This is a genomic window from Streptomyces sp. NPDC028308, from assembly GCF_055565855.1.
Map to the genome: position 1 here is coordinate 161,724 of NZ_JBVHTO010000016.1, position 23,933 is coordinate 185,656.

Annotated in this window: 8 protein-coding genes; 7 read left to right on the forward strand and 1 reads right to left on the reverse strand. The window is 73.4% G+C overall.

Annotation, left to right across the window (positions count from 1 at the left end; genetic code table 11):
- Positions 1–611 precede the first annotated feature (611 nt).
- Positions 612–1,244 (reverse strand): hypothetical protein, encoded by a 633-nt coding sequence (locus ACZ4VA_RS33980; RefSeq protein WP_356168988.1) that lies wholly within the window; start codon positions 1,242–1,244, stop codon positions 612–614.
- Between the two features lie 564 nt (positions 1,245–1,808).
- On the opposite strand from ACZ4VA_RS33980, the gene ACZ4VA_RS33985 reads away from it, so the two are divergent.
- The 7 genes from ACZ4VA_RS33985 to ACZ4VA_RS34015 all read left to right on the forward strand — a co-directional run bounded on the left by ACZ4VA_RS33985 (position 1,809) and on the right by ACZ4VA_RS34015 (position 23,909).
- Positions 1,809–5,789: a SpoIIE family protein phosphatase gene (locus ACZ4VA_RS33985; RefSeq protein WP_468083894.1), complete on the forward strand. Its 3,981-nt coding sequence runs from the start codon at positions 1,809–1,811 to the stop codon at positions 5,787–5,789.
- Positions 5,789–6,094: an STAS domain-containing protein gene (locus ACZ4VA_RS33990; protein ID WP_389391895.1), complete on the forward strand. Its 306-nt coding sequence runs from the start codon at positions 5,789–5,791 to the stop codon at positions 6,092–6,094. The genes ACZ4VA_RS33985 and ACZ4VA_RS33990 overlap by 1 nt, the downstream gene beginning before the upstream one ends.
- Before the next feature lie 73 nt (positions 6,095–6,167).
- Complete coding sequence (locus tag ACZ4VA_RS33995; RefSeq protein ID WP_356168983.1) at positions 6,168–6,554, forward strand: STAS domain-containing protein; 387 nt, start codon at positions 6,168–6,170, stop codon at positions 6,552–6,554.
- Between the two features lie 42 nt (positions 6,555–6,596).
- On the forward strand, positions 6,597–8,789 hold the full coding sequence (locus ACZ4VA_RS34000; RefSeq protein ID WP_468083820.1) for a SpoIIE family protein phosphatase: 2,193 nt from the start codon (positions 6,597–6,599) through the stop codon (positions 8,787–8,789).
- A gap of 284 nt (positions 8,790–9,073) precedes the next feature.
- The gene (locus ACZ4VA_RS34005) at positions 9,074–15,361 is read left to right on the forward strand and encodes an amino acid adenylation domain-containing protein (protein ID WP_468083822.1); all 6,288 of its coding nucleotides are present in this window, start codon (positions 9,074–9,076) and stop codon (positions 15,359–15,361) included.
- A 65-nt stretch (positions 15,362–15,426) separates the two neighbouring features.
- A complete protein-coding gene (locus ACZ4VA_RS34010; protein WP_468083824.1) occupies positions 15,427–22,683 on the forward strand; it encodes an amino acid adenylation domain-containing protein in 7,257 nt (2,418 codons plus the stop codon).
- Positions 22,680–23,909 (forward strand): cytochrome P450, encoded by a 1,230-nt coding sequence (locus tag ACZ4VA_RS34015; RefSeq protein ID WP_389391891.1) that lies wholly within the window; start codon positions 22,680–22,682, stop codon positions 23,907–23,909. Before ACZ4VA_RS34010 ends, ACZ4VA_RS34015 begins: the two co-directional genes overlap by 4 nt.
- The last annotated feature ends 24 nt before the right edge of the window (positions 23,910–23,933 follow it).

Below are 23,933 nucleotides of genomic sequence, written 5' to 3' on the forward strand. Positions count from 1 at the left end.
CGTTGCTGAGGCCGGGATACTTCAGGCGCGACGTGACAGAGTCCCCCGTGCGCCTGCTTGTGGTGCCTCGACCATCGTGGGGGCACGGCTTCCCGTCCCATTCCCGCGGCGTTCCCGGTGCAGGGCCCATCGTTCGCGCAGGCCAGGCCGCTCCACGGGCACGGGCCCCGTGCCGGCTCCCGCGGTCCGGGAACAGCGATGTCACGAGAGCCGAGCGGACGGTAAAGGTGCGGGAGGTGAGGACGCCCGGGCCGTGCGTGAAGGCTGACTGCGAAGAGCGGCCGACATCAGTTGGACCAGGGCCCTTGGCGAACTGAAGCGGCCGGGCCCGATGGAAACGTCGGACCAGGCTGTCCCGCAGCAGCCAGGGTTGCTACCGGACAGCCGGTTGGCTTGCGTTCCAGCGCAGAACAACACCCCGGCAAACGCGGAGCCGGCTCCCGCAGCGCCCGCACCCGCCCCCCTCAATGCCCCATCTGCCTGCGAGGCTGGGGGAGTGGCACCCGCGCACGGGGCCGGGTGACCCCGCACCCACCAGAGCGGGCGGGACGATGGTGTGACGGAGATCTGGCATGCGGCCGACTGCCCTGAGCTCGCGGTGCGGCGCATCCTCACAGGAGACAATGCGCGCCGCTGTCTGTTCCGGCCGGCATGGTGGCATCCGAAGCGGAGTAGAGGAACTGCAAGATCCTGCCGTACGCCTCGCTGTGTGATGCTTCCTGTTCTGCTCTGTGTTGCGGCGTCTCTGTCCCGTTGTCGACTGCATGCAGCCAGTCCATGACTGTCCCGAAAACCGGCACCATGGCGCCACTTGCCGCCTGCGCTGCGTCGGCCATCTGGCTGGGACCCTCCACGTAAACGACGTGGAGGAGGCGGTTGAGGTGGCGGTGCAGAGCACGTGCTTCATTCCAGAGGTGGCGGGCGGCTTGGCGGCGCTCTTCGCGCTCTTCAGGAGGGTCGGTTGCGGCAATGCCGCCAAGTTTGATGGCTGCTTCGCCCAAGGTCCCGTGCACTTGACTCCAGCCTTCAGCGAAGGCCAGGTAGGCGTTCTTGCGTGATTCGCCAAGAGCACGAGTCCGTTCAGCATCTATCTGAAGGCGGGCGTGCCCCAGCTGCGTCTCGGACTGGATCTTGGCCTGTTGCTCTGCCTTCCTTCCGGTGATCCACGCTGATGTCGTGGCGCCGACTGCGCCGACGGCGGCGCCGATGACACCGCCGAGGAGTCCTGCAAGTCCTGCGTCCATGGTGTGAGTCTGCTCGTCAAGCGTTACGCGTCACCAGCGGGGCGCGATGTCCATCCCATTCCGCGAGGCGAAAGCCGGCGTATCCGAGCACGCGACGAGAGGCGATCTTGTCGTGTATCCATGCCCTTCAGCGCGACCAGCGCCTCGGGCCAACCGCCGGCCCCGTACCGGATCATCCATCCGCCCCTGTTTGGGAGAATGTCGGCCTGGACCGGAAAAGCCCTCGGCCTGCGAAGACGGACGAGTTTTCGTCGGCGTCGGACGACGGTTACGGGGCAGACAGGCATAGGCACGCAGTCAGGGGGCGTCCGGGTGCGTGTTGGGCAGAACAGTGGCCGTGGGGCGGGGCCGACGTGAGGGGACGGGTATCGCGTGGAGCGTTGGGACAAGGCCGGCCACGGACCGGAGGTGACCGCGGCCGGGGACGACGTGTTCGCCGCCGACCGTGAGGTGGGCGGGGATCTCGCCGCGGTGGACTGGGCGGCCACGCCCCTGGGCCCGCCACGGACGTGGCCGCAGAGCCTGCAGACAGCCGTCAGCATTCTGCTGTCCTCCCGGTTTCCCATGTGGATGGCCTGGGGCGAGCAGCTGACCTTCTTCTGCAATGCCGCCTACCGGCGTGACACCCTCGGCCGCAAGTACCCGTGGGCGCTGGGCCGCCCGGCGAACGAGGTGTGGGCGGAGATCTGGGACGACATCGGCCCGCGCATCGAAGCCGTGCTCAGCACGGGTGAAGCCACCTGGGACGAAGGGCTGCTGCTGTTCCTGGAGCGCTCCGGCTACAGCGAGGAGACGTACCACACCTTCTCCTACAGCCCGCTGCGCGACGAGGCCCGCGACGTGGTGGGCATGCTGTGCGTGGTCAGTGAGGACACCGACCGGGTGATCGGTGAGCGGCGCATGGCCACCCTGCGGGACCTGGGCTCCGACCCGAGTGTGATCCGCACCGAGCAGGAGGTGCTGGCCTTCACGGACCGGCAGCTCGGCCGCAATCGCAGGGACCTGCCTTTCACGCTCACCTATCTCTTCGACGGCGCCACGGCGCGGCTCGCCGGCGCGGTCGGCATCGACGCGGGCCATCCGGCCGCACCGCTCACCCTGCCTCTCGACGACCCCGCCGCGCTGTGGCCCGTCGCCGCTCTGAGCGAGGGTGAGACCGTCCTGGTTCCGCTCGCCGGCGATGCCTTCGTGGGCCTGCCCCGCGGCGACTGGCCCGAACCGCCCGAGCAGGCCCTCGTGGTCCCGCTGCTGCAGCAGGGCGCCGCCCCTTACGGCTTCTGCGTGGCGGCACTGAACCGCTACCGCGTGCTGGACGAGAGCTACCGGGGTTTCGTCGAGCTGACCGCGGGACACATCGCCTCCGGCATCGGCAGCGCACGCAGCTACGAGGCGCAGCAGCGGCGGGCTGAGGAGCTGGCCGAACTGGACCGCGCCAAGACCACCTTCTTCTCCAACATCAGCCACGAGTTCCGGACCCCGCTGACCCTGATCATGGGACCCCTCGGGGAGCTCCGCACTCGGCTCGCCGGCACCGACGACCATATGCGGGAGGAACTCGACGTCATCCACCGCAACGGGCTGCGGCTGGGCAAGCTGGTCAACACACTGCTGGACTTCTCCCGCATCGAGGCGGGCCGCATGCAGGCCCGCTACGAGCCGGTCGACCTGGCCGCGGTCACCGCGGAACTGGCCAGCGTGTTCCGCTCGGCCGTGGAGAAGGCGGGGCTCGCCTTCGACGTGTCCTGCCCGTCCCTGGACGAGCCGGTGTACGTCGACCGCGGCATGTGGGAGAAGGTGGTCCTCAACCTGCTGAGCAATGCGCTCAAGTTCACCTTCGACGGTGCGATCCGGGTGAGCGTGCGCGGCGAGGGCGCACATGCCGTGGTCACCGTCGCCGACACCGGGATCGGCGTGCCGGAGTCGGAGATGCCCCGGCTGTTCGAGCGGTTCCACCGCATAGAGAACGCCCGGTCCCGTTCGAACGAGGGCAGTGGCATCGGGCTGGCCCTGGTGCGGGAGTTGATCGGGCTGCACGGCGGAACGATCACGGCTGAGAGCACGGAGGGCGAAGGCACCGCTTTCACCGTCCGGCTGCCGCTCGGGACGGCTCATCTGGCGCCCGGGTCCGTGGCGGAGGCCACGGGGCCCGCCGCAGCCTCCGCCACCGTCGCTCCCTACGTCCAGGAGGCTCTGCGCTGGCTGCCGGCGAGCGAGAGGGCCACCGCGACCCAGGACTCCGGCGCGCCGGCCGAGGCGGACGTCGCCGCGTCCGACCCGCAGCCCGGTGCCCGCGCCCGGGTGCTGGTGGCCGACGACAACGCCGACATGCGCGAGTACCTCACCCGCATCCTGGCCAAATCCGGATACGAGGTCACCACCGTCACCGACGGTGCCGAGGCCCTGCACTCCATCCGCCGCGACATCCCCGACCTCGTCGTCAGCGACGTGATGATGCCCCGGCTGGACGGGCTGGAACTGGTGGCGCGACTGCGCAAGGACCCGCGTACGGCCTCGATACCCGTACTGCTGCTGTCGGCCAGGGCCGGGCAGGAGGCGTCGATCGAGGGACTGCGGGCGGGCGCCGACGACTACCTGGTCAAACCCTTCGCGGCCGCCGAGCTGCTGGCCCGTGTGCGCGCGAACCTCGAACTGGCCCGGCTGCGCAGTCATCACGTCCGCTGGCGGACAGCGCTCATCGACTCCCTCCAGGAGGCCTTCTTCGTCTGCGACGAGTCGGGAGCCGTCGTGGAGATCAACGCCGCGTTCACCGACATCCTCGGCTACGGTCCCGAGGACCTGCCCTACGCACCGCTTCACCCCTGGTGGCCCGATGCCGCCACCGACCCCGACGCACACCGTCAGGTCGGCGATGCCTTCGCCGGCCTGCTGGAACGTGCGCAGGGCTCCTACACCGTCCCCGTCATTCACCGCGACGGCCACCGGCTGTGGGTGGCCGTCACCTACAACAGGGCCCAGGACCCCGACACCGGACGCCGGGTCACCGTCGGCACCTTCCGTGACGTCACCGCCGAGCACTACGCCATCCAGCGCGAGACCGCACTGGCCGCCGTGAGCACGTCCCTGTCCCGGGCCGCCAGTCTGCCCGAGGCGCTGTCCGGCGCCCTCGCCGAACTGAAGACCTTGTGGCGCGCGCGGAGCGTGGTGGCCGCCGTCTTCGAACACGGGGACATACCGGCCCTCACGGCCACCGACACGGACCTGCGGTGGGAAAACCTGCCCGCCCAACGCCAGGACGCGCTGACCGGACTGCGCCGGCAGCCGCCGCTCACCCCGGTCGTCGACGGCACCAGTTCCGGCGTCCTGCTGGAACACCCCGACGGCCCGCTCGCCGTGTGGATCGACCTGGGCGAAGACCGCCCCTTCACCTCCGAGGACCAGCTTCTGCTCTCACTGCTTGCCGGTCATCTGGCGCAAGGTCTGGTCCGGGCCCACCAGATCGACCAGCAGCGAGAGACCGCCATCGCCCTGCAGCGCGCCATCCTGGGCCCCTCCACCCTCCCCGCCGGCTTCGCCGTGCGCTACGAGCCCGCGACCCGCCCGCTGGAAGTGGGGGGCGACTGGTACGACACCGTCGCCCTGCCGGACGGGCGCACAGGCATCGTCGTCGGAGACTGTGTCGGAAGAGGCCTGGAGGCGGCCAGCGTGATGGGGCAGCTGCGCAGCGCCTGCCGCGCGCTGATGCTCCAGGAAGCCAGCCCCTCCAAGACCCTGATGGCGCTCGACCAGTTCGCCGCGAGCGTTCCGGGCGCACTGTGCACGACAGTGTTCTGCGGCGTCCTGGACCCCGCGACGGGGCAGCTGACCTACTCCAGCGCCGGGCATCCGCCGGGCATCCTCACACACCCCGACGGCACCACCCTGCTGCTGGACGAGGGACGTTCCCTGCCCCTGGCCGTCCGCCCGGGCAGGCAGCGCCCCGAGGCCGCGTGCACCCTGCCCGCGCGAGGCACGCTGCTGCTGTACACCGACGGCCTCGTCGAACGCCGCCGACGCCCGCTCGGAATCGGGATCGCCCAGGCCGGCGAAGCCGTGCAGGAGGGCCGCGACACGCCGGTCGAGGAGCTCGCCACCGAGGTGATGTCACGGCTCGCACCGGACGGCGGCTACGACGACGACGTCGCTCTGCTCCTCTACCGCCACCCGGCACCACTGGAGATGACCTTCCCGGCCGAGTCCTCCCAGCTCGCGCCCGTCCGCCAGGCGCTGCGCGGCTGGCTCGCCCAGTGCGACCTCTCCGTACACACCGTGCAGAACGTTCTCATCGCCGCCGGGGAAGCGTGCGCCAACGCCATCGAGCACGGCCACCGGCACGCTCCGGGAGAAACCGTGCGGCTGCGCGCCGAGGCCTTCGTCGACAACCTGCGCCTGACAGTCGCCGACAGCGGCCGGTGGAAGATCCCGCAGCCCGACCTCAACCCCCACCGGGGCCGAGGCGTGGCCCTCATGCGGGCCCTGGCACAGCAAGTCACCCTCACCCCCGGCCCGTCCGGCACCACCGTCGACATGCAGATGAGGATCGTCTGATGACCACCCCTCTCACCATCACCCCCGGCAGACGCCCGGACGGAACGCCCCGGCTGACCGTCAGCGGCGAGATCGACATGAGCAACGCCGGCTCCCTGGCCGAGGCGCTCCAGAACAGCCAGGGACCCCTCGTGGTGGATCTGACGGCGGTGGAGTATCTCGACAGCGCCGGGCTGAGCGTCCTGTTCGCCCACGCCGCCCGGCTGGAGCTCATCGTCACGGACCTGCTGGAGCCCGTCATCACCGTCTCGGGCCTGAACGGCCTGGCCACCGTCCACGGCCCCGACAGCGCGCCGCAGCCATGACCGGTGCGACACCCGCCCCGGCCGGCGGCCGGGACGCCACCGCCGCAGTGCCCGAGACCTCCAGCAAGGAGTAATGACAGACGTGTTCGACACTCTCGACATGAGCGCCCGGCGCATCGGCGACCACATCGTCGTCACCGTCGCCGGAGACGTGGACCTGCATACGGCGCCGACCTTGCGTGCGTATGTCCGCAACCTCGTGCAACAGGGTGCTCAGCACCTGGTCCTGGACCTGCCTGGAGTGGACTTCGTCGACTCGACCGGGCTCAGTACCTTCATCACCCTGCTGCTCGAAGTGGAGAAGGCGGGCGGCTCGCTCCGCCTCGCGGGCGTCCCCGACCGCCTCATGCGCATGGTGACGGTCACCGGCGTCTCCGCGGTGCTGCCCGTCCACGCCACCGTCACCGACGCGCTGGCCGCCCGCACCGGCACCGCGGCCGATGCCTGCACCGATCGATGACGGCCGGCGATATCCGGGGCAGGCGGTCGGCCTGGGAACGACATGAGGGCTGAGCACGAGCGGCGGGCGGAAAGCGGTGCCCGCCGGACCCTGGACACCGACCAGGACCTGTCGCTGCTGTTCGGGACGTCCACCGCGCTGTTCGCGTCCATGACGGGCCCCGCGCACGTGCTGGAGACGGCGAACCCGGCCTTCTTCACGTCGATCGGAGGCGGACAGCGCGAACGCACCGGCGTGCCGCTGGTGCAGCTCATGCCCGAGCTGGCCGACCAGGGCTTCATCGGACTCCTGGACCAGGTGTACCGGTCGGGAGAGCGCCACGTCGGCCGGGACACCCGTGTCGTCATCGGCGTCGGCGAGGACGCCCGTGAGGCGTACTTCGACTTCACCTACGAGGCCCGGCGCGACGCCGGCGGCAACGTCATCGGCGTACGCCTGGTGGGCGTGGAGACCACCCAGGTCAAGCACGCCCGGCGGCTGGCCGCCGAACAGCGCGCCCTGCTGGAGCAGATCGCCCGCCAGGCACCGCTGCCGGACGTGCTGGACGGCATGTGCAGGGCGATCGAGGAACTGGCCCCCGAGGTGATCGTCTCGGTACTGCTGGCGGACCAGGACGGCCGGCACCTGCGGCACGGTGCGGCGCCCGGCCTGCCGGACTTCTACAACCAGGCCATCGACGGCATCGCCACCGGCGAAGGGGTCGGCTCGTGCGGCACCGCCGCACACCGGCGCAGGAACGTGATCGTCAACGACATCGCCACCGACCCCCTGTGGCAGCACTTCCGCGACCTCGCCGGCCGGGCGGGACTCGCCGCCTGCTGGTCGACGCCGATCCTCGCCCGTGACGGCCGGCTCCTGGGCACCTTCGCGATGTACCACCGCACCCCCCGCGCTCCTCAGGACACCGACCTCGCACTGGCCCGCGTCTTCGCCGACACCGCCGCCCTCGCCATGGAGCGGCACCACGCCGAACAGGCCCGGCAGGCAGCCGACGCACGGGAGAAGGCGGCCCGCGACGACCTCGCCTTCCTGCTGGCCGCCAGCACCGCCCTGGCCGGCCGGCTGGACGAGAGACAGACACTGCAGCGCCTGGCCACCCTGGCGAGCCCGGCACTGGCTCCGCTGGCCACCGTCGACATCCTGGAGGCCGGACGCGTGCAGCGAGTCGCCACCGCCGCGCCGAGCGAGGAGGCACGCAGTCTGCTCGCCGCCTGCGTACCGGCCCAGGACGATGCCGTCGCGCGCGTCCTGAACTCGGGGCTGACCGAAGTGGCACGCCGCGCCCCCACCAGACCCGGCCCCTGGCACGAACTGGGCGTCACCGGATACGTCTGCGTCCCCCTGGTGGACCGCGGGCGGCCCTTCGGCGCCGTGACTCTGCTGTCCGCGGACGGCCACTCCTTCGACGGCCACCGGATCGCCCTGGCGGAGGAACTTGCCCGCCGCACCGCCTCCGCCGCCCGTAACGCGCGTCAGTACGCGCAGCGCGCCGCCCTCGCCCGCGACCTGCAGACCGGCCTGCTGCTGCCCGACCTGCCCGACATCCCCGGCGCCGAGCTCGCCGCCTTCTACCACCCGGCCGGTGAAGGGCTGGAGGTCGGCGGTGACTTCTACGACGTCTTCGAACGGGGCGACGGCAGCTGGGCGTTCATCCTCGGCGACGTCTGCGGGCGCGGCGCCACGGCCGCCACTACCACCGCCCTGGTCCGCCACACCGCCCGCGCCGTGGCCTCGCTGCTCGACGACCCCGTCGACATCGTCAAGGCCGTCGACAAGGCCCTGAACGACCGCTACGCGCACCAGGACAGCGGCTTCGTGACCCTCGTCTACGGCCATCTCGCACCGGCCGCCGAAGGACTCGCCGTCACACTCGTGCGAGCCGGGCACACGTTGCCCCTGCTGCTGGACGCAGGCCACGTGGTCGACACGGTCGAGGCATCCGGCGGGCTGCTCGGCACCGGCCTCCCGTTCCGGCTCACCGCCCGCCGTCTCACGCTCCGCCCCGGGGAGAGCCTGCTGCTGTACACCGACGGCATCACCGAGTGCAGGGCCGCCGGCACCGAACAGTACGGCGAGGCCCGCCTGGCCACGGCCATGGCCTCCGTCCCGCGCGGGGCGGGCGCAGCCGACCTCATCCGGGCCGTGGCCGAGGACGTCCGCGGCTTCATGGACGGCCGGGAAGTGGAGGACGACCAGGCCGCCCTGGTCATCACCGCCGACAAACCCGCTCCCTAGTACTGCAAGTGCCCTGCACGAACTCGCCCGTGCACCGAAGCGGGGCAAAGCCGCGCCGCGCTCGCGTCCCGAGCGTGTTCCCCCGGCCGCCGGTGCGTTGCCGGCAGCTCTCGAAGGCACACCCGGAGCCGGGCCGCGGGGGGACCCGGGGTGGGGGAGAGGGCCGCGCTGTACGGCTACGGCCGTCACGGCAGCCCGGTCTGCGCGCGGTACTGCGCCTTCTTCCCTATGGGCGTCCTCCGGCCGGCGGCAGTCTGCTGCAAAACACGGCTTGGAGGCTCACAGTGACAGCAGGCCCTGCCCCCGAAGGGGCACCGTACGACGTCGACACCCGCACGGCATCCTTCGCGCAGCGCCGGCTGTGGTTCCTGGACCAGATGGCCAAAGACTCCACCGCCTCGATGCTCCCGCTGGTCCTGCGGCTGCGGGGCCCCCTCGACGTGGCCGGGCTCGAGCGGTCCCTGGCCGGGATCGTGACCCGGCACGAGGTGCTGCGCACCCGGTTCACGGCCGTCGACGGCGAGCCGGTACCGGTCGTGGACGCCCCCGCCGGCTTCGTCCTGCAACGCGTCGAGGCGAGCGGACCGGAGGACCTGTTCGCCCGGTTCCTGGACCGCCCCGTCGACCTGTCCGCCCAGCACCCGCTCCGTGCCACGCTCGCCCGCGTGGCACCCGAGGAGCACCTGCTGCTGGTGGAGGTGCACCACATCGCCGTGGACGGCTGGTCGTGGGGAGTGCTGCTGGACGAACTGGCCGCCGGATACCGCGGCGAGCCGGTCGCCGCGCCCGCGGTGCGCTACGCCGACCTCGCCCGCGCCCAGCGCGAACGCCTTCGCGGTGAACGCCTGGAGCGTCTGCTCGGCCACTGGCGTGAGCGGCTCACCGGCCTCACCCCGCTCGACCTGCCCACCGACCGGCCCCGGCCCCGTGTCTGGGACGGCTCCGGTGACGTCGTGCGTTTCGACCTGCCCGCCGATCTGGTCGCCGCCGTCGACGCCCTGGCCAGATCCCGGCGTGCCACCCGCTACATGGTCCTGCTCACCGCCTACCAGGCGCTCCTCGGTCACTGGTCGGGCCGCACCGACGTCGCCGTGTGCAGCACGCTCGCCGACCGCGCCCAGCGCGGTGCCGGAGCCCTGATCGGCCCGCTGGTCAACACGGTCGTCCTGCGCACGGACCTGGCCGGCGGGCCCGGTTTCGCCGCACTGCTGGACCGGGTGCGGGAGCGGGCACTGGCGGACCTCTCCCACGCGGAGGCCCCCTTCGACATGGTGGTGGGCGCGCTCGGCGGTGCCCGCGACCTGTCCCGGCACCCGCTGGCCCAGGCGTCGTTCACCCTCCTCAACGCCCCGATCCGCCCGGTGCAGATGCCCGGCCTGGACGTGAAGCTGGTCGAGCCGCCACTGACCGGGACACCGCTCGACGTCTTCCTCGACCTCACCCTGCGCACCGACGGCAGCATCGCCGCCATCCTCCAGTACGCCACCGCCCTGTTCGACGCCGCCACCATGCGCGCGTTCGCCCGTGCCTACGTCGCGCTGCTGCGCGCCGTCCTGGCCGATCCCCTCACCCCCGTGCAGGACCTGGCCCGCACGCTGCCCGCCGGACCAGGCGCGCCCGCCCGCCCCCGCCCCGACTGGCACCACGCTCCCGACCGGCCCGCGGACCCGGCGCCGCCGGTCGCCTTCACCGGCGACCCGGACGCCACCGCGCTGCTCTGCGGCGACGACAGCGCCACCTACGCACAACTGGACACCATGACCGGCTCACTCGCCGCCGCGCTGCGCGCCGTCGGCGTCGGCTCCGGCAGCCCGGTGGGAGTCCTGCTGCGCCGCGGCCTGTGGTCCGTCGCGGCCATCGAGGGGATCTGGCGGGCGGGCGGCGCCTACGTACCCCTGGACCCCGAACTCCCCGCCGAGCGGCTGAGGTTCATGGCGGACGAGGCCCGCCTCACCTGTGTGCTCACCGACCCCGCGACGGCGGCCACCGCCACCGCACTCGCATCCGTCACCGTCGACGTCACCGCCCTCACCCCGGCCGCGGACGGCCCCCGCCACCGCCCGCACCCCCGCGAACTGGCCCACGTCATCTTCACGTCGGGCTCCACCGGCCGGCCCAAGGCCGTGGGCGTCGAACACGCCGCGCTCGCCTCGCACGTGGCCGCCACCCGCGAGCGGCTCGGCATCGGCGCCGCCGACCGGGTACTGGCCTTCGCCTCCTTCTCCTTCGACGCCTCACTGGACCAGGTGCTGCCCGCCCTCACCTCCGGCGCCACCGTCGTCATGCGCCCCGACGAGCCCTGGCTGCCCACCCAGGTGCCGGAGATCGTCCAGCGGCACGCCCTGACCGTCGTCAACGTGCCCCCGACCTACTGGTCGGAGCTGACGCTCTGTCTCGACCGACGCCTGGCCGCGGCCCTGGCCCCCCTGCGGCTGCTCGTCCTCGGCGGTGAGGCCGTCCCGCCCGACACCCTCGCCGCCTGGCGGGCCGCCGTCCCCTGGGTGCGCGTGTGCAACGCCTACGGGCCCACCGAGACGACCGTCACCGCCACCACCTACGACGCCGACGACCCGCCCGCCGACACCGTGCCCATCGGCCGTCCCCTCGGCGGCCGGCGCGTGTACGTGGTCGACGCCGACGACCGGCCGGTACCCGTCGGCGTCCAGGGTGAACTCCTCATCGGCGGCACGGAGGTGGCCCGCGGCTACCTGGGACGCCCCGCCCCGACCGCCGAACGCTTCGTCCCCGACCCCTACGGACCGCCCGGCGGCCGCCTCTACCGCACCGGTGACCTCGTCCGCTGGACACCGGGCGGAGAGCTGGAGTTCCTCGGCCGCCGCGACGACCAGGTCAAGATCCGCGGCTTCCGGATCGAACTCGGCGAGGTGGAGAGCGTGCTGCGGGCCTGCCCGCAGGTCGCCGCGGCCGCCGCCCGCCCCGACCGCGCCACCGGGCGCAGCCTCACCGGCTACGTCGTACCGGCCCCGGACGCGCCCCGCCCGCCGGACCGGGCGGACCTGCGCGCCTGGTGCGCACGCCATCTGCCCCACTACGCCGTCCCCTCCGACTTCGTCGTCCTTGACGCCCTCCCGGTCGGCGTCTCCGGCAAACTCGACCGCTCCGCCCTGCCCGACCCCGCCCGCCAGGGCGCCGGTCCCGACCACACCGCACCGCGCGACGAGACCGAGCAGCTCGTCGCCGAGGTGTGGGCCGACGTCCTCGGCCTGGACCGGATCGGCATCGACGACAGCTTCTTCGACCTGGGCGGCCACTCCCTGCTGGCCACCATGGCGGTCTCCCGCATCGCCCAGCGCCTGGGCCGCGAGATCGAACTGCGCACCGTGTTCGAGAACCCCACCGTCCGGGGCTTCGCCCCCCGCGTGGCCGCCGCCCGCGCCTGTGGCGCCGGCGAGGTGGTGCCCGTCGACCGCGACCGGCCGCTGCCGCTGTCCTTCGCCCAGGAACGGCTGTGGTTCCTGGACCGCACCTCCGAACGCGGCGACTCCTACCTGCTGTGGTACTCCTGGCGCACCCGCGGCGGCCTGGACCGCACCGCCTGGCAGCAGGCCCTGGACGACCTGGTGGAACGCCACGAGGTGCTGCGCACCGCGCTCGTGGAGTCCGACGGCCGCCCCGTGCAGCGGATCTGCGACCCGGTGGCAGTCCCGCTGCACTGGGAGGAGGCACCCGGGGCGCCGGACGAGCAGACCCGGCTTGAGGCGGTACGGCGCCGGGCCGTCACCCTGGCCACGCGCCGCTTCGACCTCACCCGGCCGCCCCTGCTGCGGGCCGGCGTGTGGGAACTGGCCGACGACGACCACGTCGTGCTCCTGGCCCTGCACCACGCCGTCACCGACGGCTGGTCCAAGGGCCTGCTGCTGGACGAACTCACCCAGCACTACGAGGCCCGGCGCGCGGGCCGGCGCGCCCAGCTGCCGCCGCTCGCCGTGCAGTACGGCGACTTCGCCGTCTGGCAGCGCGAGCGCGCCGACAGCGGCGCCCTGGAACCCCAGCTCGCCTACTGGGAAAGCACCCTGGAGGACGCACCCGCCCTGGAACTGCCCACGGACCGGCCCCGGCCGCCCGTGTTCACCGGCCGGGGCGGCGCCGTGGAGGTCGACCTGCCCGCCGCTCTCCTCGACCGCGTGGACGCCCGCGCCCGCGAGCTGGGCGCGACCCGGTTCATGGTGCTGCTGGCCGCGGCCCAGGCGGTCCTGGCCCGCTGGTCGGGGCAGAGCGACGTGTGCGTGGGCACACCCGTCGCCGGACGCGCGAGGCTCGAACTGGAGCCCCTGATCGGCTTCTTCGTCAACACCGTCGTGCTGCGCACGGACCTGTCCGGACGCCCGACGTTCACCGGGCTCGTGGACCGGGTTCGGGACGTCGTCCTGGGCGCCTTCGACCGCCAGGAGGTGCCCTTCGAACGGGTCGTGGAGCGACTGCGCCCCGAACGCGACCTGTCCCGCAACCCCTTGTTCCAGGTGATGGTGGACGTCCAGGACGCCTCCACGGGCGGCTCCACCCGGCCGGATCCGGCCGCCACCGACTTCCCGCTGCCCTGGGGCTCGGCCAAGTTCGACCTGACCGCCACCTTCGTCGTCCGGGAGGACCGCTTCGCCCTCAACGTCGAGTACGCCGCCGACCTGTTCGACCCGTCCACCGCCACCCGGTTCGCCCGGCACGTCGGGCGGCTGCTGGAGACCCTCGTCGCCGACCCCGCGGCGCGCGTCGACGAGGCACCGCTGCTCTCGCCAGGGGAGCGGGAGAGCCTGCTGGCCGGGGCCGGCCGGGACACGGCGCCCGCGCCGCGGCTGCGGGTGCGGGGCCGGGCAGACGCCCCGGCCGTCGTCTGCGAGGGCACGACCCTCGACCACGCCCGGCTGGACGCCCTGACCGGCGGACTGGCCGCGGCCCTGGCCGGCGCGGGAGCGGCCCCCGGCGACGCCGTGGGCGTGTGCGTCGGCCGAGGCGTGTGGCCCATCGCCGCGATGCTCGCCGTGTGGCGGGCTGGCGGCGTGTACGTCCCGCTCGACACCCGCATCCCCGAGGAACGCCTGCGGTACATGCTCCGCGAGGCCGGGGCGCGGCACGTGGTGTGCGACGCCGGCACCCGCGAGAAGGTCACCCGGCTCGGGGCCACGGCGATCGACGTCGGCCAGGTCCGGCCGGCCCCCGACGGCCCCCGCCACACCCCCCGCCCCGACGACCTCGCCTACGTCATCTTCACGTCCGGCTCCACCGGCCGCCCCAAGGCCGTCGGCGTCGAACACCACGCCCTGGACGCCCATGTGGCCACCGCCCGCGAGACGTTCGCGCTGACCGCGGACGACCGGGTGCTCACCTTCGCCTCCACCTCCTTCGACGCCTCGCTGGAGCAGATCCTGCCCGCGCTGAGCGCCGGGGCGACGGTGGTGGTGCGCCCGGAGGAGATCTGGGCGCCGGAGGAACTCGCCGCCCGGGTCGCCGCCGAGCGGGTGACCGTCATGGAACTCACCCCCTCCTACTGGGCGGAGCTCGTCGCCCGCCTGGACACACTGGCACCCCAACTGGCGTCACTGCGGCTGCTGGTGACCGGGGGAGAGGCACTGCCCGCCGACCCCCTGGAGCGGTGGTTCGCGCACCTGCCCGCGGTACCCGTGATCAACACCTACGGCCCCACCGAGGCGGTGATCTCCGCGACCGCGCACACCGTCGAGGCGGTCCCGCACGGCCGGGTCCCCATCGGCCGCGCCCTCGGCGGCCGCCGCACCTACGTCGTCGACGCCCTGGGCGAGCTCACCCCCGACGGCGTACCGGGCGAACTCCTCATCGGAGGAACGGAGTTGGCGCGCGGATACCTGGGCCGTCCCGCACTGACCGCCGAGCGTTTCGTGCCCGACCCGTTCGGCGGGCGAGGCGGCCGGCTCTACCGCACCGGGGACGTCGTACGCCGACTGCCCACCGGCGAGCTGGAGTTCCTCGGCCGCAACGACGACCAGGTCAAGATCCGCGGATTCCGCGTCGAACCGGGAGAGGCCGAGGCGGTGCTGCGCCGGCATCCCGGAGTGCGGGACGCGGCCGTCGTGGTGCGCACCCTGCACGGCGAGGCCGCCCTCGTCGCCTACACCGCGGGCGCCCGCCTGTCGCAGGAGTCCCTGGAGCGGCACTGCCGGGAGCACCTGCCCCACTACCTGGTGCCGTCGGCGTTCGTCCTGCTGGACGCCCTGCCGCTGACCGTGCAGGGAAAACTGGACACCGCCGCCCTGCCCGAGCCCGTGGCACGCGCACCGCACGCCTTCGTGGCACCGCGCACCCCCGCCGAGACGGTCGTCGCGCAGATCTGGTGCGAGGTCCTCGACCTGCCCCGGGTCGGCGTCCACGACGACTTCTTCGCCCTGGGCGGCCACTCCCTGCGCGCGGTGTCGGTCGCCTCCCGTCTGCGGACCGCCTTCGACTGCCCGCTGCAGGTCCGGGACCTGTTCGAGCACCCCACCGTCGAACGGCTCGCCGCCGAGGTGGAGCGCCGGCTGCTGGAGCTGATCTCGCAGCTGAGCGACGAGGAGATCGACCTGTCCCTCACGGCCGGCCTCTGACCCCGTCGCCCGCGCCCGCCCCTGCCCGACTTCTCTCTCCCCAGTTCTTGGATCGGAGTGCCCTCATGACCACATCCGACGTGCGTCCCGGCCCCCTCGCCGCGGGCGGCGGCCTGTCCCCGGCCGCCCGGCGCCTGCTGGAGCAGCGACTGCGCGGCCGGGCCGCCGTACGCGAGGACGGCCCGGCGCGGGTCCGGCCCCGCCCACAGCGGATCCCGCTGTCCGCGGCCCAGCAGCGCCTGTACTTCCTGGACCGGCTCGACCCGGGCGCACCCACCTATCTGCTGCCCGCGGCATGGCGGTTCACCGGCCCGCTGGACCTGCCGGCGCTGCGCGCCGCCGTGGCGGACCTGGTCGCCCGGCACGAGCAGCTGCGCGTGATCTTCCCCGAGCACGACGGCATCCCCCACCAGCAGGTCCTGCCCGCCGACGGCACCGTCCTGGACGTGATCGAGGTGAGCGGCCAGGAGGGCCAGGAGGACGGGGACCGCGAACGGCGCCTGTCGGCCGCCGTGCACACCGCCGCCGTACGGCCCTTCGACCTCGCCCACGAGCCCGCCTTCCGGGCCACCCTGGTCCGCGCCGCCGACGACGACCACGTGCTGGTCCTGGCCATGCACCACATCGTCTCCGACGGCTGGTCCCTCGGTCTCGTCGTGCGTGACCTGACCGAGCTGTACCGGGCCCGCCGCGAGGGACGCGCCGCCCACCTGCCCGAACTGCCCCTGGACTACAGCGACTACGCGATCTGGCAGCGCCGAGGCGAGCAGTCCGCCGCCCTGGACCACTGGCGCACCCGGCTGGCCGGCCTCACCCCGCTGGAACTGCCCACCGACCACCCCCGCCCCGACACCCCCTGCGGCCGCGGCGCCGCCCACCGACTCACCCTGCCCCCCGCGCTGAGCGACGCGCTCGCCGCGCTGTGCCGGCGCACCGGCACGACCCCCTACATGACGGTGCTGGCCGCGTTCCAGGCCGCGCTGGCCTTCCACAGCGGACAGCGCGACATCGCCGTCGGCACCGTGGTCGCCAACCGGGAGCGGGCCGAGACCGAGCAACTCGTCGGCTTCTTCGTCAACACCCTCGTCCTGCGCGGCGACCTCTCCGACGACCCGACCCCGGCCGCGCTGCTCGCCCGCACCCGCGAGCGGGTCCTGGAGGCGTTCCAGCACCAGTCGCTGCCCTTCGAGCAGGTCGTCGACGCGCTGAGCCCCGAACGCGACCTCGCCCGCAACCCGCTCGTCCAGGTGCTCTACACGCACACGGACACCACCCCGTCCGGCTTCGACCTGGGGCAGGCGACCGGGACGCCGTACCCGATCGACCTCACCACCGCCAAATTCGACCTCACCCTCGATCTGCGCGACGGCGACGGACACACCGACCTGGTGTTCGTCTACCGGCCCGACCTGTTCGAGGAGACCTCGGTCGCCGCCCTCGCCCGGCACACCGTGACACTGCTGGAGGCGTTCTGCGCCGCCCCCGACACCCCGCTCAGCACCGTCGACCCGCTCACCCCCGCCGAACGCGCCCACCTCCTCGGCCCCAACGGCCCCGCCAACACCGGCACCGACACCGCCCGGGCCCCGCACACCGCCGCCGACCGCCTCGCCGCCCACATCGCCCGCACCCCCCACGCGGTCGCGGTGAGCGGATCGGGACGCACCCTCACCTACGCCCAGCTCGACGCCCGCGCCTCGGCGCTGGCCCGGCGACTGCGCGCCGCCGGCGTCACCCGCGGCTCCCTCGTCGGCGTCTGCCTCGACCGCACCCCCGACCTGGCCGCCGCACTGCTCGCCGTCTGGCGGGCCGGCGCCGCCTACCTCCCCCTCGACCCCTCCCACCCCAGAGCACGCCGCGAGTTCACCGTCACCGACTCCGGCGTCGAGTGGATCGTCACCGACACCGCCACCCGGGCCGCCGTCGAGGGACTGCCGGCCCGCGTGGTCCCCCTCGACGCGGACGCCCCGCACACCCCGGACGACGGCGACGACCTGCGCCCGGCCCCCGACGACCTCGCCTACGTCATCTACACCTCCGGCTCCACCGGCCGCCCCAAGGGCGTGGAGATCACCCACGGCAACCTGGCCTGGCTGCTGGACGCCGCCGACCGCCACTTCGACTTCGGCCCCGCCGACGTGTGGACCCTGATGCACTCACCCGCCTTCGACTTCTCCGTGTGGGAGCTGTGGGCGCCGCTCACCAGCGGCGCACGCGTCGTCGTGCTCGGCGCGGACGAGGTGCGCGACCCGGCGGCCGTGCACCGGATACTGCGCGAGGAGAACGTCACCGTCCTCAACCAGACCCCGGCCGCCTTCAAGGGCCTGCGCGCCCACCTGGAGGACACCGGGGCCGGCTTCGCGGACCTTCCCCTGCGCACCGTGATCTTCGGCGGCGACGCCTTCGACGTACGCGACTACCGCGACTGGTTCACGACCCCGGGACACCGCCCCGCGCTGGTGAACATGTACGGCATCACCGAGACCACCGTGCACGTCACGATCCGCACCATCACCGAGCAGGACATCGACGCCGGCGTCCGCTCGCCCATCGGCCGCCCGCTCGCCGGCCAGCACGGCTACGTCCTGGACTCCTTCGGCCGGCTCGTGCCGCCCGGCAGCACCGGCGAACTGTACGTCTCCGGCGGCGGCGTGGCCCGCGGCTACCTCAACCGGCCCGAGCTGACCGCTGAACGCTTCCTCGACGACCCCTTCGGGACACCCGGCGCCCGCATGTACCGCACCGGTGACCTGGTCCGCGTGCTGCCCGACGGCCGGCTCGGCTACGTCGGCCGTGCCGACCACCAGGTGAAGATCCGCGGCTACCGCATCGAACCCGGCGAGATCGAGACCGCCCTGCGCGCGCTGCCCGGCGTCGCCGACGCCGCCGTGGTGGCCCGCCGCGACGAGGGCACCGCCCGCCTGGTCGCGCACGTCGTCACGCCCGAGGGCCGCCCCCTCGACCCGCCCGCCCTGCGCGAGGGACTGCGGCTGACCCTGCCCGAGCACATGGTCCCGGCGCTGTTCGTCCGCCACGAACACCTGCCGCTGACCGCCAACGGCAAGGTGGACCGGGCCGCGCTGACGGCGGTCCGGCCCGCCTCGGACGGGCCTCGGGCACACGTACCGCCCCAGGGGCCCCGGGAACAGGCCCTCGCCGCCGTGTGGAGCCAGGTACTGGGCGTCGAGCACGTCGGCCGCACCGACAACTTCTTCGACCTGGGCGGCGACTCCATCCTGGCCCTGCGCCTGGTGGGCCTCGGCCGCCTGGCCGGACTCGGGTTCACCGTCGCCGACGTCTTCCGCGCCCGCACCCTGGCCGACCTGGCCGCGCTCGTCACCGACGCCGGCGACACCCCCACCCCGGTCGCCCCCTTCTCCCAGCTCGACCCCGCCGACGCCGGCCGCCTGCCCGACGGACTCGCCGACGCCTACCCGCTCACCATGCTCCAGGCCGGCATGCTGCACGAGATGCTCGCCGACCCCCGGCGCGGCGCCTACCACAACGTCACCGACCTGAAGATCACCGTCCCCGAGGGCTTCGACCTCGACGCTTTCCAGGCCGCCGTCGACGCGGTCGTCACCGGCCACCCGATCCTGCGCACCTCCGTCGACCTCGTCTCCTACCGCGAGCCCCTCCAGCTCGTCCACCGCGCCGCCCGCCTGCCCGTCGGCTACACCGACCTGCGCGCACTGCCGCGCGAGGAACAGCGGGCGCGGCTGCGCGCCTTCGTCGACGAGGAGTTCGAGCGCCGCTTCGACCTCGCCGCCGCCCCCCTGGTGCGCATCCACCTCCACCACATCACCGACCACGACCTGCGCCTCGTCCTCACCGACTGCCACGTCGTCCTGGACGGCTGGAGCCTGACCTCACTCGTCGCCGACCTGCTGGCCCTGCACCGGCAGGCCGTCGCCCACCGCCGCGCGCCCGAGCCGCCGACCGCACCGCCCTTCGCCGAGTACGTCGCCCTGGAGCGGGCCGCGCTCGGCAACGAGGAGTCCCTCGACTACTGGCGCGGCCGGCTCGCCGATCTGCGGCCCGTCACCTTCCGCAGGCGCACCGCCGCCGACCCCGCCGGCCAGGCGCCGGTGCACGAGGTCCGCCGCTCCTACGCCCACCTCGCCGAACGCATCGGCCGCCTGGCCAAGGAGGCCGGCGTGCCGCGGCGCACCGTACTGCTCACGGCCTTCCACCACACCATGAGCCTGTTCGCCGACCGCGACGACAGCGCCCTCGGCCACAGCATCGGCCTGGTCACCAACGGGCGGCCCGAGGTGCCCGGCGCCGACCGGATGCGCGGACTGTTCCTGAACACCGTGCCGTTCGGCGTGGCCCGCCCGCACGGCAGCTGGCTCACCTACCTGCGGGACGTCTTCACAGCCGAACAGGAGATGCTCCCGCACCGCAGGCTCCCGCTGGTCCACATCGCCCGCCTGCGGCCCACCGAACCGAACCTGACCGACGCCGTCTTCAACTACGTCAACTTCCACCGGCTCTCGCACGACTCCTGGGACGACTCCCTGGAGATCGCGCGGACCATGTTCCCGCTGCTCATCAACGCCAGTGTCAACGCCTTCACCCTCGACGCCGACCCGGCGTTCGTCGCACCCGCCACCGCCGAGCAGCTCGCCGACGTGTACTGCGCCCAGCTGGAGGCCATGACCGCCACCCCGCACACCCCGGTGACCCGGCCCGCACTCACCGGCGCCGCCCGCGCCACCGCCCTCGACGTCTGGGCCCGCGGCCCCGAGACCCCCTCCTCACCGCTGCTGTTCCACGAGCACATCGCCGCCCACGCCGCCCGCACCCCCGACGCGGTCGCCGTCGAGCACCGCGGGCAGCACCTGACGTACGCCGGACTCCAGGAACAGGCCGAGCAGCTGGCACGGCGGCTGCGGCGGCTGGGGGTCGGCCCCGAGACCGTGGTGGGCATCTGCGCCGAGCGCGGCCCCGACCTGGTACGTGCCGCCGTCGGTGTGCTGCGCTCCGGCGGCGCCTTCCTGCCCCTGGACCCGCAACACCCCACCGAACGGCTCGCGTTCATGGCCCAGGACAGCGGCATGCGGGTGCTGCTCACCCAGCGCGCACTCACCGGGACGGTGCCCTTCGACGGGCCGGTGATCCACCTGGACACCCCCGCCGACCCCGTGGAAGCCGTGCCGGGCCGAGAGCCCGACGCCGACACCCTCGCCTACATCATCTACACCTCGGGCTCCACCGGCACACCCAAGGGCGTGGCCATCCCGCACCGGGGCCTGTCCAACATGCTCGAAGGACAGCGCGACCTGGTGCGCCCCACCGCCGGCGACCGGGTACTGCAGTTCGCCTCCTTCGGCTTCGACGCCTCCATCCTGGAACTCACCTGGTCCCTCGCCAACGGCGGCCGGCTGGTCACCGCCCCCAAGGAGGACCTGCGCCCCGGCCCCGACCTGGCCCGCACCCTGCGCGAGGCCCACGTCACCGGCGCCATGCTGCCGCCCAGCGCACTGGCGGTACTCGGCCAGGACGACTTCCCCGAGCTGGCGGTGCTCCAGGTCGCCGGCGAGGCCTGCCCGGCCGAACTCGCCGACGTCTGGTCGCGCGGCCGGCGCTTCCACAACGTCTACGGCCTCACCGAGACCTCCGTGTGGTCCGTCGCCGCCGAACTGAGCCCCGGCCGGGGCACCCCGCCCATCGGCACCCCGATCCGCAACACCCGCATCCATGTCCTGGACGACGACCTCCAGCCCGTCCCGGTGGGCGTGCCGGGCGAGATCCACCTCGGCGGGCAGGCCGTCGGCCGCGGCTACCTGGGCCGGCCCGCACTGACCGCCGCCACCTACGTCCCCGATCCGTACGGCGCACCCGGCGAGCGGCTGTGCCGCACCGGAGACCTCGGCACCCACCGGCCCGACGGCTCCGTGGAATGGCTCGGCCGCCGCGACTCACAGGTCAAACTGCGCGGCTTCCGCATCGAACTCGGCGAGATCGAGCACGCCCTCAGGGCCCTGCCCGAGGTCCGCCAGGCCGTCGTCCTGCACCGCACCGACCTGCCCGGCGAACCGGCCCTCGTCGCCTACCTCGTCGTCCACGGCCCGCAGCGGCCCCGGCCCGAAAAGCTGCGCCGCGACCTGCGGGCCTCACTGCCCGCCTACATGCTGCCCGCCCGGTTCGTCTTCCTGGACGAGATGCCCGTCAACCGCAGCGGCAAGACCGACAAGCGGGCGCTGCCCCTGCCACCGGCCGAACTCGACCGCGACGACACCCGGTACGCCGCCCCGTCCACCACCGCGGAGAAGGTCCTCGCCGAGATCTGGCGCGAAGTCCTCGGCCTGTCGCGCATCGGCGCCCACGACGACTTCTTCCGCATCGGCGGCAGCTCCCTGTCCACCGTCCGGGTCTCCCTGATGGCCGCCGCACGCGGCCTGCCGGTGTCGGTCGGCGACCTGATCGAACACCCGACGATCGCCCAGCTCGCCGCGCACGCCACCCGGGCGGCCGGTGACGGGCTGCCCGCCGCCGTCACCTCCGAGGTACGGCTGCGCGAGGGCACCGGGGAGCCCCTGTGGTGCGTGCACCCCACCGGCGGCAGCGCCGCCTGGTTCGTGCCGCTCGCCCGCGCCCTGCCGCCCGGCCGGCCCGTCCACGCCTTCCAGGCACGCGGACTGCTCGGCGGCGTCGACCCGAGCACGGTCGCCGGCATCGCCGCCAACTACGTCGCCGAGATCACCGACCGGGACGCCACCGGCCCGCACGCCCTGCTCGGCTGGTCCATGGGCGCCAACATCGCCCTGGAGATGGCCACCCAGCTGCACACGGCGCGCCACCAGGTCGCCCCCCTCGTCCTGATCGAGCCGTACCTGCCCAACACCGCCGCCCGCGCCCGTCTGGACGGCGTCACCAAGGACCTGCGCGAAGCCCTGCGCCTGCGCGACCGGCTGCGCGAACTGCCGGCCTCCCCGCAGCGCGAGAGGGCCACGGCCGAACTCACCGCCACCCTGCTGGGCGCCGGCATGAGCCCCGCCGAAGCGGCCCTGGTCGAGAACGCGCCCATCGAGGTGTGGCACTCGCTGCTCGCCGCCCTGGCCGCCTACGAGGTCCGTCCCTACCCCGGCCACATCCACCTCGTGGTCGGCAGCGAGGCCGCCTCACTGCCCCGCGGCCGCACCATGCCGGGCCTGGACGTCGACTACGACACCTACGTCGCCCGCTGGCGCGAGGTGGCCGGCGACGGACTCACCCTGCACATCAGCGAAGGCGACCACATGTCGATGATGGCCGAGCCCAGGGTGCACGGCATCGCCCGACTGCTCGCCGGCATCCAGGCGGGAGAAGACCGATGACCACCGCAGCCCCCGCCTTCACCGAGCGCTACCTGCTGTCCGCCGACATGGTCGCCGACCCCTACGACCACCTCGACGCCCTGCGCGCGCACGCCCCCGTCCACTGGAGCCCGATGCACCACGCCTGGCTCGTCACCGGCTACGACCAGGTGATGCGCTGCCTGCGCGATCCCGCGGTCTCCGCCGACCGGGTACGCCCCCTGATGGACGCCGTACCCCACGGCGCCCGCGAGGACGCCGAGCGGGCCTTCGGGATCCTCTCCCGCTGGATGGTCTTCAACGACGCTCCCCAGCACCGCAGGCTGCGCCAGGTGTTCCAGGAGGCGTTCGCCGCCCGCGCGGTGGCCCGCTACCGCGCCTTCACCGAGAAGGCGACCCGCGCCGTCCTCGCCCGCAAGGCGCTACCCGGCCGCACCGGCGACCTGATGGCCGACGTCGCCAAGCCCCTGCCCGCGCTGGTGTTCGCCCGCTGGCTCGGCATCCCGCCCACCGACGCCCCCTCCTTCTGGTACTGGAACGCCCGCGTCGCCGACCTCGTCCTCGGCACCGCCCAGGAGGAGAGCGAGTACCGGGCCTCCCTGCAGGCACTGGTGAGCCTGGAGGACTACCTCGCGGCGCTGGTCGCGCGGCGCCGCGCCGAACCCGGCGACGACCTGATCAGCCAGGTGCTGCGCGAGGGCCGGGTCGGCGACTCCGTCAGCGAGGAGGAGTTCGTCGGGATGCTCACCCAGATGGCGTTCGCCGGCGGGGAGACCACCAGCAACCTCATCGCGAACACCGTCCTGGCCCTGCACACCAGGCCCGAACAGCTCGCCGCCGTCCGCGCGGACCCCGAACTGGCCCAGGGCGCCGTGGAGGAGACCCTGCGCCTGGACGGCCCGTCCAAGATGTCGATCCGCACCGCGGCCCGCGACCTCGACCTCGACGGCCACACCCTGCACACCGGCGACCGGATCTTCCTCGTCACCGCCGCCGCCAACCGCGACCCGGCCCGCTTCCCCGACCCCACACGGTTCGACGTGCGCCGCACCGGCGCGACCCACCTCGGCTTCGGCTTCGGCGCCCACTTCTGCATCGGCGCCGCGCTGGCCCGGCTGGTCGCCGTGTCCGCCGTGCGGACCCTGGTCACCGACCATCCCGCCCTGACCCTGGCGGACCCCGGCACAGAAACCTGGCAGCCCTCCCTGCTCAACCGCAGCCTCACCGCCCTGCCCGTCCGCTACTGACCGGACCCCCGAGAGCGTCCGCGA